15 protein-coding genes are annotated in these 14,013 nt (G+C 64.5%); 6 read left to right on the top strand and 9 right to left on the bottom strand.

Going from position 1 to position 14,013, the window contains the following annotated elements; translation table 11 throughout:
• Positions 1–32: 32 nt before the first annotated feature.
• The 4 genes from dbpA to HOP03_13275 all read left to right on the top strand — a co-directional run bounded on the left by dbpA (position 33) and on the right by HOP03_13275 (position 4,069).
• Positions 33–1,415, top strand: coding sequence for an ATP-dependent RNA helicase DbpA (dbpA, locus tag HOP03_13290; GenBank protein NOT89144.1), 1,383 nt, complete (start codon positions 33–35; stop codon positions 1,413–1,415).
• Between the two features lie 732 nt (positions 1,416–2,147).
• On the top strand, positions 2,148–2,735 hold the full coding sequence (locus HOP03_13285; GenBank protein ID NOT89143.1) for a DUF2589 domain-containing protein: 588 nt from the start codon (positions 2,148–2,150) through the stop codon (positions 2,733–2,735).
• A gap of 59 nt (positions 2,736–2,794) precedes the next feature.
• Positions 2,795–3,502, top strand: a complete 708-nt coding sequence (locus tag HOP03_13280) for a hypothetical protein (protein ID NOT89142.1) — start codon at positions 2,795–2,797, stop codon at positions 3,500–3,502.
• A gap of 6 nt (positions 3,503–3,508) precedes the next feature.
• Complete coding sequence (locus HOP03_13275) at positions 3,509–4,069, top strand: hypothetical protein (GenBank protein ID NOT89141.1); 561 nt, start codon at positions 3,509–3,511, stop codon at positions 4,067–4,069.
• A 60-nt stretch (positions 4,070–4,129) separates the two neighbouring features.
• Here the strand turns inward: HOP03_13275 and HOP03_13270 are convergent, their stop codons facing one another.
• The 6 genes from HOP03_13270 to HOP03_13245 form a co-directional block, all read right to left on the bottom strand.
• On the bottom strand, positions 4,130–4,807 hold the full coding sequence (locus HOP03_13270) for a GNAT family N-acetyltransferase (protein NOT89140.1): 678 nt from the start codon (positions 4,805–4,807) through the stop codon (positions 4,130–4,132).
• Between the two features lie 22 nt (positions 4,808–4,829).
• On the bottom strand, positions 4,830–5,336 hold the full coding sequence (locus HOP03_13265; protein NOT89139.1) for a hypothetical protein: 507 nt from the start codon (positions 5,334–5,336) through the stop codon (positions 4,830–4,832).
• A 65-nt stretch (positions 5,337–5,401) separates the two neighbouring features.
• Positions 5,402–6,337 carry a hypothetical protein gene (locus HOP03_13260; GenBank protein ID NOT89138.1) on the bottom strand — a complete coding sequence of 312 codons (936 nt, stop codon included), beginning with the start codon at positions 6,335–6,337 and terminating at the stop codon, positions 5,402–5,404.
• A gap of 112 nt (positions 6,338–6,449) precedes the next feature.
• On the bottom strand, positions 6,450–8,120 hold the full coding sequence (locus HOP03_13255; protein ID NOT89137.1) for a hypothetical protein: 1,671 nt from the start codon (positions 8,118–8,120) through the stop codon (positions 6,450–6,452).
• A 12-nt stretch (positions 8,121–8,132) separates the two neighbouring features.
• A complete protein-coding gene (locus HOP03_13250) occupies positions 8,133–8,990 on the bottom strand; it encodes a deoxyribonuclease I (protein ID NOT89136.1) in 858 nt (285 codons plus the stop codon).
• Positions 8,991–9,175: 185 nt separating this feature from the next.
• On the bottom strand, positions 9,176–10,765 hold the full coding sequence (locus tag HOP03_13245; protein NOT89135.1) for an SDR family oxidoreductase: 1,590 nt from the start codon (positions 10,763–10,765) through the stop codon (positions 9,176–9,178).
• A 150-nt stretch (positions 10,766–10,915) separates the two neighbouring features.
• On the opposite strand from HOP03_13245, the gene HOP03_13240 reads away from it, so the two are divergent.
• Together HOP03_13240 and HOP03_13235 are read left to right on the top strand one after the other, a co-directional pair.
• Positions 10,916–11,731, top strand: coding sequence for a helix-turn-helix transcriptional regulator (locus tag HOP03_13240; protein NOT89134.1), 816 nt, complete (start codon positions 10,916–10,918; stop codon positions 11,729–11,731).
• A 108-nt stretch (positions 11,732–11,839) separates the two neighbouring features.
• Positions 11,840–12,298, top strand: a complete 459-nt coding sequence (locus HOP03_13235) for a nuclear transport factor 2 family protein (protein ID NOT89133.1) — start codon at positions 11,840–11,842, stop codon at positions 12,296–12,298.
• Between the two features lie 58 nt (positions 12,299–12,356).
• On the opposite strand, the gene HOP03_13230 is transcribed toward HOP03_13235, so the two are convergent.
• The 3 genes from HOP03_13230 to HOP03_13220 form a co-directional block, all read right to left on the bottom strand.
• Positions 12,357–12,686, bottom strand: a complete 330-nt coding sequence (locus HOP03_13230; GenBank protein ID NOT89132.1) for a nuclear transport factor 2 family protein — start codon at positions 12,684–12,686, stop codon at positions 12,357–12,359.
• A gap of 97 nt (positions 12,687–12,783) precedes the next feature.
• Positions 12,784–13,563 carry a DUF1295 domain-containing protein gene (locus tag HOP03_13225; GenBank protein NOT89131.1) on the bottom strand — a complete coding sequence of 260 codons (780 nt, stop codon included), beginning with the start codon at positions 13,561–13,563 and terminating at the stop codon, positions 12,784–12,786.
• A 4-nt stretch (positions 13,564–13,567) separates the two neighbouring features.
• Positions 13,568–13,966: a DUF2177 family protein gene (locus HOP03_13220; GenBank protein NOT89130.1), complete on the bottom strand. Its 399-nt coding sequence runs from the start codon at positions 13,964–13,966 to the stop codon at positions 13,568–13,570.
• Positions 13,967–14,013 lie beyond the last annotated feature (47 nt).

Genomic DNA, 14,013 nt, shown 5'->3' with positions numbered 1-14,013 from the left:
CTTTTGGCGCGTGGGTCTGAGATCATGGCGGGATGACCGAACCCACCGATTTCGCCGCGCTGTCGCTGTCCCCCACCCTGCTGCAGGGCATCGATGCCCTCGGCTACACGGCGATGACCCCGGTCCAGGCGCAGGCACTGCCGGCGATTCTCGAAGGCCGCGACGTGATCGCACAGGCGCCCACCGGCAGCGGCAAGACCGCCGCGTTCGGACTCGGGCTGCTGCACCGGCTCGATCCTGGCACGACCCGCACGCAGGCGCTGGTGCTGTGCCCGACCCGCGAACTCGCCGATCAGGTCGGCAAGCAATTGCGCAAACTCGCCACCGGCATTCCCAATCTCAAGATTTCGATCCTCTGCGGCGGCATTCCGCTGGGGCCACAGCTGGCCTCGCTCACCCACGAGCCGCATGTCGTCGTCGGCACGCCCGGCCGCATCCAGGAACTCATGCAGAAGAAGGCGCTGCAACTGGGCGGGCTGCGCACGCTGGTGCTGGACGAAGCCGACCGCATGCTCGACATGGGTTTCGAGGACGCGATCCGCGACATCGTCAAGCGCACGCCGAAAGAGCGGCAGAGCCTGCTGTTCTCGGCAACGTTTCCCGATGCCATCCGCGCGCTGGGCAACGCCATGCTGCGCAACGCCGTCGAAGTGAGCATCGATGGCGGCGCGGAACCGGCCACGATCGAGCAACTGTTCTTCGAAGTGGAGCAGGATCGCAAAGCGCCGCTGCTCGCCGCCCTGCTGTTGAACTATCGGCCGGTGTCGTGCGTGGTGTTCTGCAACATGCGCAAGGACACCGAAGAAGTGGTCGGCTCGCTGTCGCACTACGGGTTCTCGGCGCTGGCGCTGCATGGCGACATGGAACAGCGCGACCGCGACGAAGTGCTGGTGCGTTTCGCCAATCGCAGCTGCAGCGTGCTGGTGGCCAGCGATGTCGCCGCGCGCGGACTCGATGTGGAGGATCTCGGCGCGGTCGTGAACTACGACCTGCCCACCGACGCCGACACGTATCTGCATCGCATCGGCCGCACCGGACGCGCCGGACGCGACGGTCTCGCGCTCAGCCTGTGCATGCCGCACGAGCTGCCGCGCAAGACCGCGATCAGCGAGCGCCTGGGCAAACCGCTGCGCTGGGAGCGCATGCAGCCGCTGACCGGCAGGCCGCAGAACGTGCCGCCCGCCGCGATGGTCACCCTGCGCATCGATGCCGGTCGCACCGACAAACTGCGGCCCGGCGATATCGTCGGCGCGCTCACCGGAGACGCGGGGCTCAAAGTCGATGCCATCGGCAAGATCGACGTCTACGCCACGCGTTCGTATGTCGCGATCGCGCGCGCACAGGCCGAAACCGCTCTGTCGCGTCTGCGCAGCGGCAAGATCAAAGGCCGCAAGTTCCGTATCAATCGCCTGTAGGCGGAGCTTCACGACCGCAAACCACACCAGCGGTCGCAGGGCGGGCCCAAGCCCGCCGAAACAGCGTACGAACACCGCATCGAAGTACCGATCCGTCTTCGACGATCGACTGCGATCATGCCGCAGCGTCGCTGGCGTATTTCGATAGCGGGCATCCATGGCGGGCTTGAGCCTGAGGTATCCCCGCTTTTCCGTGCGTTTCAAAAAGCGTCGTCGTCCCCGCGAACGCGGGGATCCAGAAACTTCCAGCTTCTGCCCAGCGCAAAGGCACCGGGTTCCCGCGTTCGAGGGAACGACGGGTGAAAGAACTGTGACTGCCGATCAATCGTTGCGCTAGATTTCCTGGGGCAAGGAAATCGGGATACCACAGGCTTGAGCCCACCCTGCGTGGCTCGAAACAGGCTTGGCAGGCATCCTTTCCAGGCAAGCTGGAAATTCACATTTTTTCCTGATTTACAAGCTTTTTCGAGGTCGCAGCCTGTGCGACCACGCTCCGGATAATGGACAGCACGCAAAGACATCACCGTATCCGCGACCGCCCGATTGCGTGCCGGGCGGACCTCTCGTAGATCACCGGGAAAGCGACAGGGAGTCGCCTTCCGCAAGGACGCTCAGCCTTCGACGACGCACGCCACGGATGGTGCGCGTCGTCGCGGCGGACGGTACAGCACGCAGGCGGCGGAAGCCGAAAAGCCGCAACAGAGTAGGCCATCAATCAAAGGAGCAATACCCATGCCCAATCTCGTCCAGGAACTCAACAGTCTCGACTTCAGCGTCTACATCGGTGGTCCGCTGCAGGCGGCGGTGCAGGCGCAGCATGCCGCGTCGATGTCGCAGGTCAATTTCATCAAGGAAGTCGGTTTCGAAAAAGATGCCAGCGGCAACATCACCGACCTGCGCTATGTCGACTTCAACTACAAGAAGAAAGCCCCGAATCCGGCGTTCGATTCGAGTCTGCCGGCCGGCCCGACCAACGAGCCGTTCATCGACGCCGAAGTGAACATCTCGGTGCCCTTCCTGACCATGCTGACGATCCCCGCACTGCGGATCGAAACGCTGACGATCGACTTCAACGCCAAGCTGACCTCGACGGAGACTTCCAACGTCTCCAGCGAATTCGCGGCAAGCGCCGAACTCGGCATCAACTACAAGATCGTCAACTTCAAGGCTTCCGCGTCGTACAAGCGGACGGCCAGCAGCGGCACCAGCGTCGAGAAGACCTACAACCTCGGCGTGCGCGTGCACGCGGTGAACGACGAAATTCCGGCCGGTCTGGATCGCATCCTGACCATGTTGGAAGACAGCATCGTCAGCGCCTGATGCAACACCGGGGCCGGCTTCATGCCGGCCCCACTTCATACATTTCCCAGGACACGACCATGGCAACTCTCAACGAATACCTCGGCGGCCTCTTCAGCGGCATCACCGATGCGCGCGTGATGGCGGACGTACAGACCGTGCAGGTCGCCGAGCAATACGCCAAACACGACCTGCTCAAACATTTCTCGGTCCCGCGTATGCGCATCAGCGATATCGAACTGATCATTCCGGTCGCGATCGAAGGTCTGACAGAACGCGTCGGCTATCAGCTCGATCCGATCGGCAACGCCGAGTTCAAGCGCGTCAACGCGCGCGAACTGTCGCGATTCGTCGGCTACACCGAACTTCCGCCGATCGCCGCTCAGAAGCTGCTGGCAGCACTGGACAGCCGCATCACCGCGCTGGTGGAACAGATCAAGGCCGAGGGCGATATCCAGAAGCCGACCATGATCTACGCCGACAGGATCGTCGCCGATCTGTTCGAGATCGGCACCGAAGCCAAGCTGCATGAAGGCAAATTTCCGGATGGATACCGCCAGGACGAGATCACCAAGCGCACTTACGAACTCGGCATCGGCCTGGTGACCGGCGTCGTCGACAAACCCGTGCTCGACCAGCTTTCGGTCATCGCCGAGTCCCATCGCCTGCGCGAACAGCGCCCGGAAGACGTGATCCGCATCCGGATGACCGTCAGCGAAGACGGGATGGAATGGCAGACCATCGAGAAGAGCGATGGCAGCATCGAACGCAAGCTGTTGCCGGAGTAAGCGACCATGCTCAGATCGACATTCCAACTCACGCGGCAGCTCTCCGACGCGCTGCTCGAAATGCCGGGCATCGTGCGCCAGTTCGAACGCAAATCGCCGCAGGTCATGACGACGCTCATGGACTGGATCCGTCGCGCCGAGGATCTGCTCTCCACCCACCGCCTGGTCGAAGCTGCGGAAATCTCGGGCTTGAAGGCGCGGATCCTCGCGCCCGTGTTCGACGACGACAAGCGCGGCACGCTGCGTCGGCGTCAGCAGACGATCGCGATCGGCCTGGTGCACGAACTGCAGCTCTCGCTGCAGCACGCGCTGCAACCGCGTGCGCTCAAGGTGGAACAGGCACGCGACATGGCGCGTCAGTTGCTGCAGATCGTCGCCGGGAGCGGTGCGATCGCGTACGACCCTTCCGTCGATTTCGAGACGATGATCGACAGGATCTGGGCGCTGTGCACGCAGCACGAACAGCTGAAGCCGCTCGCGGCGCAGTTGAAGATGCTGCTGTCGACGGACGACATCCGGCTGCTGCTGGCGGAAGAACTCGACCCGGCCGATTTCGTCGGTGGCTAGGGCATCCGGGGCGAGAGCGGGCCAGCCGCCCGTTCCGCCCCGTGCGTGAAGCCTCGCCGCTCAAGCGCGCGTCAACGACCAGAACGGAATATCGCGACGCAAGCGATAGCCCATCCGCAGGTACAGCGACATGGCGCGCGGGTTCTCGTGGCTGACGTGCAGATACGGCACGCGACCGGCCGACAGAATGTCGTTGCCGAGCATTGCAGTCAGGCGATGGGCATAGCCGCGACCGAGGACATCGGGATGCGTGCAGATCGCACTGACTTCCTGCCAGGTGTCGGTCGCGAGCCGTTCGCCGACCATCGCCGCGAGCCGGCCGTCGACGTACATGCCGAAGTAGCGCCCGAGGTCCATCGTGCGCTCGCGGAAATAATGCGGATAGACCAGCGCAGTCAGCGCCAGCACATCCGCGCGCTGCGCTTCGCCCAACAGGACGATCTCGGGCCCGTCGTTCGCATCGACCGGCGCGGTGCAGACCATCTGCGCCAGGGGGCGGAACGCCTGCAAGCGCCAGCCATCCGGTATCGGCGGCGCGATACCAAGCAGATAGACGCTTTCGCCGGGCGCGACCAGCGCGGCGAGGGCTTCGTCCACTTGCGCATTGCCGTCCGCCACACCAAGGAACGGGGCGAATTCAGCCGGATAGCGTGCGACACCGACGGCGGCGCGGGCGATCGCCGCGTGACGGCTGCGCAACGCGGTCCAGAACGGGTTGTCGAGATCGTGGTCGTGCATGGTGCCGCAGTCCGTCGCGCGCTCAGCGTACGCCCGCGACGTAGGCCTTGTCCGCCTCGGTGCGCGCCTGTGCGTTCGCGTTCTTGCGCCCCGCGACCGGAACGCTGCGGTGAATCGTGCGACGACTGTCGATGCCTCGGATCTCGAGCGTTTCCGGTGCGCCTTTCGGCTTCATGCGCACGATGATCGCGAACGCATGACCATCGGCAAGGCGCCACTCCACTTTGCCGCGTTCGTAGTCGTCCAGGGTCAGCGGCATATCGAAGACGGTGTCCCCGCGCGCGTTCTCGACCGTCAGCATCGCGTCCATGGCGGAGAAATAAATGAACAGGCCATACTCGCCGCTGCCCTTGCAGCGCAGCGCGTTGTCCTGACCTTCCTCAAGCTCGGCATCCGCGAATGCAGGGCGGCAATCCCTGGAGAGATCGGTGTATCCGCTCGCGAACACGGGAGTTGCGGCCTTCACAGGATGGTTCGCAGCCGTGAGCGCCAACGACAGCATCGCGAAACGCAGCGTGTTCAGACGCATGGGCATGATCCTTGGGTGTCCGCAGCGATTGTCGGCTGCCCTCGCTGCACTGCGCAAGCCCGCAGTCAGCGGGCAACGCCGCTCTTGCCATCGTATGCGCCGGTGGTGAAGACCCATCCTGTCGTCGGCACCGTCTTCGGATGCGTGCAATCGTCGTACCAGACCGCCATCTTCGCGGTCGAAGTCTCCCTGGCGACGGTCTCGATCGTGGCGCTCTCCCACATACGCGGCTGCGCAACCTGCTTCAGTTCGACGCCCGGCGCAAACCGGTCCGCCGCACCCCGGTCGAGGGTCATCCGGTACGTGTAACTGCAGTCTTGGTCGTTCTTCCGTTTATCCACGCCGTCGATCGATACCACACGCACCCGCATCGGCGTGCGCCTGATGAGGGCGAGATACGCGGGCGGCAGATCGGGCAGGCCTTCGGCCGCTTTGTTCTCGTCTTCCTGCGCAAGCAGGAACATGCCGTGGACCCGTTCGCGCGGCTCCAAGCCGTGATTGATCGCGTTGACGAAACCCATCATTTTGTCTTGCTGGATCATGTAGCGCCGCTCACCCCAACGGACCGGGCGCAGGCTATCGGGAAAGCCGCCAAAACCCGGTTTGTTCGGCTGTTCGTACTCGAACAGCAGCGCGCCATCGCGCTCCACCACCTTGCCGCGATTCGCACCGTACAAACCCATGCAGCCGTGCCAGGTCGCAGCGATGCCGGTATCCGGCGCCAACGAGATGCTGATATTCGCGCCCAGACCATCGCCTTCGTAGTAGTCGCCGGCCCACGGATGCCGTCTCAGTGTCGCGATCTCCTGCTGGATCCGTGTGCGCCGCTGTTCGATCTCGGTTTCGCGAAGTTCTCCGTCGCCTGTTTCCAGCGCCATCTCCTGCGCGAGGCTCAGACCGACCGTCATCGGAACCGCAACGATCGAGACAATGGCGACGCCCATGGCTGCCGCGATTCGCAGGACCGGCAGCATCGGCGTTTGATCGGAGCGTCGGGTCATGACAGTGTCCCTCGGGTTCTGGCCGCACGGGCGCGCGGTTGTCGGGAATGGGAACGTCCGAGCCATCGGGGCGGGGTTGGCCGTTCGGGTCCTGCTCATCAGTATCGCTATCTTATCCATCCTCGCGACGCAGGTTGACGGTCACCTCAGCGGCATCCAACCGCACGCGGACCTGCTCGAAGCCGGGCACCTCCACCAGCACGTCCGCCTCGGTGACGTGATCGAGCACCAACTGCCCCGCCCGGTCCGCCGTCAATGTCTTCGGCGGCACACCGCGCAGCGGCGACAGCAGGTGCACGGGCGCAGACGCCAGCGGTCGATGGTCCGCAGCGATGCGCAGTCCCACGCGGCGCCCGCCCACGCCGGAAACGCGGGTGCGGTAGCGGATCTCCGGGGAACCATCGCCGACCTCCACCGCATCGCTGTAGCGCACGGTCCACGGTGCCAGCACCGCCACGACGCGTACGTTGCCCGGCCGGTCCAGCGACACCGCCAATCCATCCGTCACCGGCCGGAAATAGTCGGCGGACGAATCTCGCCACACCGCGCCTTCCCGCCGCTGCAGCACGAACACCGGGAAAGGCTCTTCCACGCGCGGTCGGCGCGGAATCCCGATCCCCGGCGTTTCGACCATCAACCAGCGCAATGGCTCGAGTTCGATTGTCTTGGCGATCACTCCCGCGTTCACGGGCGCATCCGCCAGATCGAGCGTCATCGGCAGCCGCTCGGGCCAGATCGGCAAGGCGTCGACGAGAAACGACGGCGTCTTCGGCGGTGCGAAGCGGATCTCGATCGTCAGCGGCTGCAGTGGATCGACGCCTTCGATGCGCAACGCGCCGGAAGCATCCGAACGCAGGCTGCGCTCGCCGCGCGGCGACGACCACACGACCGCCGCATCCTTCACCGGCGTAGCGCCGCCTTTTACGACGAGACGCAGCGCCACCGTCGTCGACAGCGCAGCGGCCAGCTCCGACACTTCGGCATCGAGATCGAACGTCGTGATGCGTCCGGCCGACAGCGCCACTCTACGACGCCCGGTTTCCACGCCGTCGACCACGGCGATCAGATCCAACGGCCCCGGCGGCAGCGGCGCGACGATGGTGTCTGCCCCCACCGGCAGCGCGCGCTCGTCGTAGGCGTCGAGCACCTCGGGCGCTTCGCGGCGTATCAACGCTTGCCATGCGGCATCCTGCGCGCCATCGACGCGACGGAACAGCACGCGCGCACCGCCTGCTGCCTGCGCGGGCGCCCGCAGGCGCAGGCCCGCCGCAACGCGCGGGCCGATCTCCACGGGCACGTTGTCGCGGGTGAACGATGCCTCGTAGAAGCGCAGCCCATCGTCCGCGCGCGCCTGCAGCACATAGCGATCCGCCGCCGGCAACCGCACCGGCGTCGCGATGACGACACCCTCGGCGTTCAATGTCGCGGGCACGTTCAACCAGCGCGTCACCGTAGCCAGATCCTCGAAATCGCGCGGCCCGGCGCCTTCGCCACCGCCCCGCAACCAGGCCTGATAGGCGGCCAATTCATCCGGCGAGACATGGGCCAGACCGATCCGCACCGAGCCCGGAGATGCCGACACGCCAGCATCGGGCAGCAGGCGGATGCGCAACGCAAACGCTCGTTCGTCCGCAGCGTCCGCAGAAGCGGTCTGCTCGACCACGTCGCGCGATGACGCGCTGTTCGCGCTTCCGTACGAGGACCACCGGTACACGCCGAAAACAACGGCGCCCACCGCGAGGCAGGCGCCGAGGATCCATGCGTTACGACGCCGGCTCGCCATCGTCCGGCCGGATCAGTCCGTGTCTGCGGTCGAATAGAGCGAGAGATAAACCGGGGCGTGATCCGACAGGCCATTGCGGAACACGCACATGTCGGCGATGTAGTCGCGACCGGAGGTCGAATACTCGGTGACGTAGCTGTTCTGCATCCAGAAATGATCGTACGCGCTGGCGAAGCCGCAGCTGGCATTGATCGAAGTCAGCTCGTTGACGCGATGGCTCACTGCCGGCGCAAGCGCCTTGAGATTGGCCCACCACGGCGAAGTCGCCTCGCGATTATGGTCGCCCACCAGGATCACATCCTGATCGCTGCTGCTGCCGCTCTGGATCGAATTGAAGACCGTGCCGATCAGTTGCACTTCGGCCTGTCGTTCGGCGGTGGTACCGAACACGGTATGCCAGTTGATGAAGGTGTAATCCGCGCCGGTCTGGATATGACGAACCTTCACGATCTGCGGCTCGCGCTCGAACTTGTCGCCGGTATCGGCCCACACGGTGGCGGAGATGAGCTGCACGCGGTCGGTGCGGAAAAACACCGCGTAGCTCTCTTTGTAACTGCTGCGCCCGATGGCAGCGGTCACGCGATAGTCCCAGGTGAAACCGCTGGTGGCGGTCAGCGCTGCGGCGACGCTGGCCGCCGACGCGGGATACATCACTTCCTGGCCGAACACCAGATCCACGCCGTTCGCAGCGCCCGCTGCGCTGCCGTAGTTGTTCCAGATCTGCCCCGCGTAGCCGTTCCAATTCTGCTGCCCGCTCCAACCGGCATGCAGCATGTTCCAGGACACCACGCGAAGATACGACTGGGCGGACGCCTGCGCGCCGAAGAACAACATGCATAGACCGAAAATCGCAACGAGACTGCGTTTCATGACATCTCCCGGGAGTGGATGGACGAGCGGAAGTATCCCGGCACGGTGTGTCCGTTCGATGTCCACAGGGCGTCCCCCACCCGCCCGGCCCATCCTTGTCGCGATGCCTTGGCCGGGGCACGGGCCATCTTATGCCAGAAACGCCGATCCGTCCGCAGCGCCTCCACCGGGTCGGGGCTGTCCCGTTACCAGTCCGTCGGCCGGTAATCCTTCAGGAACTGTCCCCAGACATGCTGCCCGGTGTTGATGCCGTCGATGATCGGATCGACGATGCGCGCGGCGCCGTCGACGATGTCCAGCGGCGGATGGAAGCGTTCCTCGATCACCTTCCGCGCGGCGAGCTCCGCCGGATCCTCATCGGTGACCCAGCCGGTGTCGACGGCATTCATGTGGATGCCGTCGTTGTGGTAATCGGCCGCGGCGGTGCGCGTCATCATGTTCAGCGCCGCCTTCGCCATATTGGTGTGCGGATGACGCGTGGTCTTGAACTTGCGATAGAACTGGCCTTCGACCGCCGACACATTGACGATGTGCTTGTCGCGGCCCGGCGCCTCGCCCTCGCGGGTGCGCAGCATCAGCGGCTTCAGACGCGCGTTGATGATGAAAGGCGCGATCGCGTTGACCAGTTGTACTTCCAGCAGTTCGACGGCAGGCACTTCGGCCATGAGCAGTCGCCACGAATTGCGCGTACGCAGATCGATCTGCTGCAGATCCTGATCCAGCCGTCCCTGCGGAAACAGATGCTGCTGCCCGACCATCTCCTCGGCGAGCAGCGGAATCTGCGACAGCTCGGCGGCGCGGGTGATGCCGGCAAGCGTATCGCGGTCGCTTCCGCGCCCATGTACCGACAGCGACGAACCGTCCGCGCCCTCGGGCAGCATCGCGTACTGGCGCAGGCCTTCGTAGCCGCCCAGCAGCTTGCGCAGATGTTCGGGCACATCGTGCGCGGCAGCGGTTTCGCCTTCCATCATGTGCGAATAGAACTCAGGCGGACGGCGCACGGTCTGGCAGGCGTTGTTGACGATGAAATCGAGACGGTCGCGGGTCTCCACCAGCTCGCGACAGAACGCTTCGACGCTGGGCGTGTGGCGCAAATCGAGGCCGAAGATTTCCAGACGATCGGCCCAGTCGCCGAAGTCCGGTTCCTCCGCATAGCGCGCGGCCGAATCGCGCGGGAAGCGCGTGGTCACGATCAGGCTCGCACCCGCGCGCAGCAGCTTGAGTCCGGCCTGGTAACCGATCTTCACCCGCCCGCCGGTCAACAGCGCAACCCGCCCACGCAGATCGGCGGTCTCGGTGCGCTTGTCGAAATTGAACTCGGCGCAGCTCGGGCACAGCTGATCGTAGAAATGATGGATCCGCGAATACTTCTGCTTGCAGACATAGCAATGCTGCGGCTCGATCGATTCGCGCGGCTCCGCCGCTTCCGCATTGACGTCCTCGGCCGTGAAATCCGGCGGCGGGAAATAATTCGGGGTGGTGAACACCGGTCGACGGCGCAGCTCGCGGATGCCGGTCTCGTGCAGCACCGCTTCCTCGCGCGCCACCTGCGCGGCGTTGCGCGCGCGCTCTGCGGCCTTCATCTTCTGCCGACGCAGCACCGGATCGGGATGGTAGACGCTCGCCACCGCCTGATGCAGTCGTCCGCGGTCTTCAGCGGGAAGGCGATCCAACAACTCCCGATCGGCTGCAACGGCATCGAGGAACGCGATGCAGGCGCGGGCGTCGGCGGCAAGCGCGTCGGCGGATACGTCAGTGAAAGCATCACGATGCATCGCATCGTGGGAAGGCGGCGAAGAAGCAGGCATTGCGGTCCCGGATCGATGCGGCGAACCGCCGCAGACCGCCTATTGTCGCGCGGATGCGCCTGCCTTGCATGCCTTTCGCCACTGCCGGGACATCGGTTCGGCTGCTAGTCTGAACCGATGGCACGACGTACCGCCCTCTGGCGCACCGACGACATCCACGTCCATCGCTTCGATCACGCGCCGTGCGAAGTGGATCACGGCCCCGTGGACGAGGTCGGGCAGCAGTTCAGTGCGAGCTTCGTCGAGAAGGGCGGTTTCGACCTTGTGATCGACGGGCGGGATTGGCGGCTCGGGCCGGGCGATCTGCTGCTGGTGCACCCGGGAATGCGTTTTCGCGTCGTCCACGGGGAAGAGGGCCTGAACGATGTCTGCCTGACCGTGGGTTACGTGGCCGCCGAAATCGATGGCTTCGATCGCGAACGCACCTGGGCGCGCGCGCGCATGCCCGTGCTCCGCGCGAACCACCGCCTGCGTTATCTGCATTGGGGCATGCGCCGAGCGCTCGACACCAACGCAGCGCTGTTGGCTGAAACCTGCGCGAGCGAGCTGTTCCGGGAAATTCCGCTGACGCGCGTCGAATCCGCGCGCAGCTACAAAGCGCGTACGCTCGATGGCTACGCGCAGCGCATCCATGCCGCGCGCGACGCCATCGATCGTCGATACGGACAGGACCTGCGGCTGGGCGAGCTCGCGCATTCGGTCGGCATGAGCACCTTCCACTTCGCGCGCCTGTTCGCCGAACTCGTCGGCATGCCGCCGCATCGCTATCTGCTGGACGTCCGTTTGCGCGCGGCATCCGTCATGTTGCGCGACGGACGCAGCGTCACCGATACCTGCTTCGCCTGCGGCTTCAACAATCTCAGCCATTTCAGCCGGATCTTCGCCCATCGATATGGCGCAAGTCCGTCGCTTTACCCCGCCCGGTCGTCCTGAGCCGCTGCCGTCGACGACGTCAGCGGCGCGGAAAATACGCAAGAAAGCGCAAGCCTTCCCCGAACCTCGTCGTTATCGTTGCGCGTACGTCCATGGGAGATCGTCGCAATGCATACCACCTTGACCGGCGCCATGACGGCCGCCGCCATCTTCGCTTCCACGCTTGCCGCCAGCGGAGATACGACCGAAGAAGACAAGCGCGCGATCGCAGCGCTGGATACCGAATACCAGGCCGCGGTGGAGCGCAACGACGCCGACACCATGGCCCGCATCCTGCACGAAGACTTCATCCTCGTTCTCGGCGACGGCCGCACCTACACGCGCGCCGACCTGCTCGCGAGCGCACGCGAGCAACATGTCGTCTACGAGCATCAGGTCGAAGATCCGGGCACGCAAACGGTACGCGTCTGGGGCGACGCGGGCGTGGTGACCGCACGCCTGTGGCTGAAGGGAACGCAGGACGGAAAAGCGATCGACCGCCGCCTGTGGTTCAGTGACACCTATGTGCGCACGCCGCAGGGGTGGCGTTACGCGTTCGGTCAGGCGTCGCTGGCGCTGCCTCAATAATCCGATCCGTCCTGACCCACGGCGCACGAGCACGCCACAAGCACGCGCCCAGGACGGCTCATGTGCGCTCATTCGCCCAACCGAGCAATTTCCACTCGCCTTGTTCTTTGACGAACAAGCGGAGATTGTGCGTGACAACACCAGCATCCGTCACCTTGCAGGCGACCACCGCGCGGGCACCGAACACCTGAACCGACTCGATTCGCAGTTCACGGCGACCCGGTTTGGATGCGCGCAGGAACGCGTTTCGATCCACGAACGACCCGTCGCGGCGCAGGAATGCCAATTGCGGCGCGATGTAGTTGGCGAGTCCTGAAAGATCGCCGCTATTCTCGGCAACGGTGATCGCTTCGTTGCGCTGGACCAAGGCTTCGATATCGCTTTGCATGATGCACTCCCATTCGCTAGCGGAAAGTCCGGCCGGGGCGTGGAATGCATCGTAGCGCCGCATCCCGGGAACGCAAAGGATGCCCGGACCCCGTGATCTAGCGTTTGGGTCGCCCCGGCACGAATCTCGGCGTCGTCGTCAGATACTCGCGATACGCCGGGCTGCGCTGCTGCAGATCCGCTTCCAGCAGCGGCACGCCGGAGACGCGCGTCAGCAGCCAGGTCATCAGCAGCGGCGAGAACAGCGTCCACGCGCCGCCCATGCTGGCCGATGCGATCCAGAGACCCCACCAGAACGTGGCCTCGCCGAAGTAATTCGGATGCCGGCTGCAGCGCCACAGGCCGCGATTCATCACCGTATCCTGCGCGGTGCGGGTCGCCTTGTAGCGCGCCATCTGCGCATCGGCCACGGTCTCGAAAACCGCACCGAACGCAGCGATGGCGAAGCCCGCATACGTCAGCAGGTTGGCGTCCCGCGCGCCGTTCAAGATCGGCACGACGGGCAGCACGATGATCGATGCCAGTACCGCCTGCAGCATGAAGATCAGATACAGGCTCTTGAACCCGAAATATGGCTGATTGCGCGCACGGATGGCCTGATAGCGCCGGTCCTCGCCCTTGCCGTGGTTGCGAATGGTGATGTAAGCCGACAGGCGAAACCCCCACAGCAGGATCAAGGCGATCAACACGAATGCCGCCGTCGTATCGCTGCGCATCCGCCATGCGAACAGCAGCGTGAAGACGATGAAGAAGATCGACCAGAGACTGTCGACGATGCTCACATCGCGCAGCTTCAGACTGACAAGCCATGCGACCAGCGCCAACGACAGCATCGCGGAGAGCGGCCACCACGCACGGTCGAAGCCAGCGACATTCATCGCGTCACATCCCCAGCTTTCTGGCGATGGCGAAACTGATCACCGACACCGACGCCGACAGCACCGTCCCCCAGACCAGATCGACCACGGTCACCAGCACCGGCCAATCCTTCATCGTCGCGAGGTTGGTCAGATCGTAGGTGGCGTAGGTGATGAATCCGAACGCCGCCCCCGCGAACAGTGCGTGACGCCAGGAGGTTTTCTCCAACGCAGGCGCCAGCACGAAAAACACGATGCCGGCAATGAATACCAGATAGAACAGGATCGCCGCCGACCAGTTCACATCGGTCTTCAGCAGGCTGCCGATCTGCGCACGATAGAAATTCTTCGCAACCACGCCCAACCACAGCATGTCGATGGCGAAGAACACCGGCAAGGTGATGGCGAACAGCTTGAACCACATAGAGCCTCCCATGAGTTGCCTGTACGGAACGGCGGCGCCGTGCGCAG

This window comes from Lysobacter sp. (assembly GCA_013141175.1).
In the GTDB taxonomy this organism is placed as follows: domain Bacteria; phylum Pseudomonadota; class Gammaproteobacteria; order Xanthomonadales; family Xanthomonadaceae; genus Lysobacter_I.
This window is presented reverse-complemented; position numbering and strand designations above follow the sequence as displayed.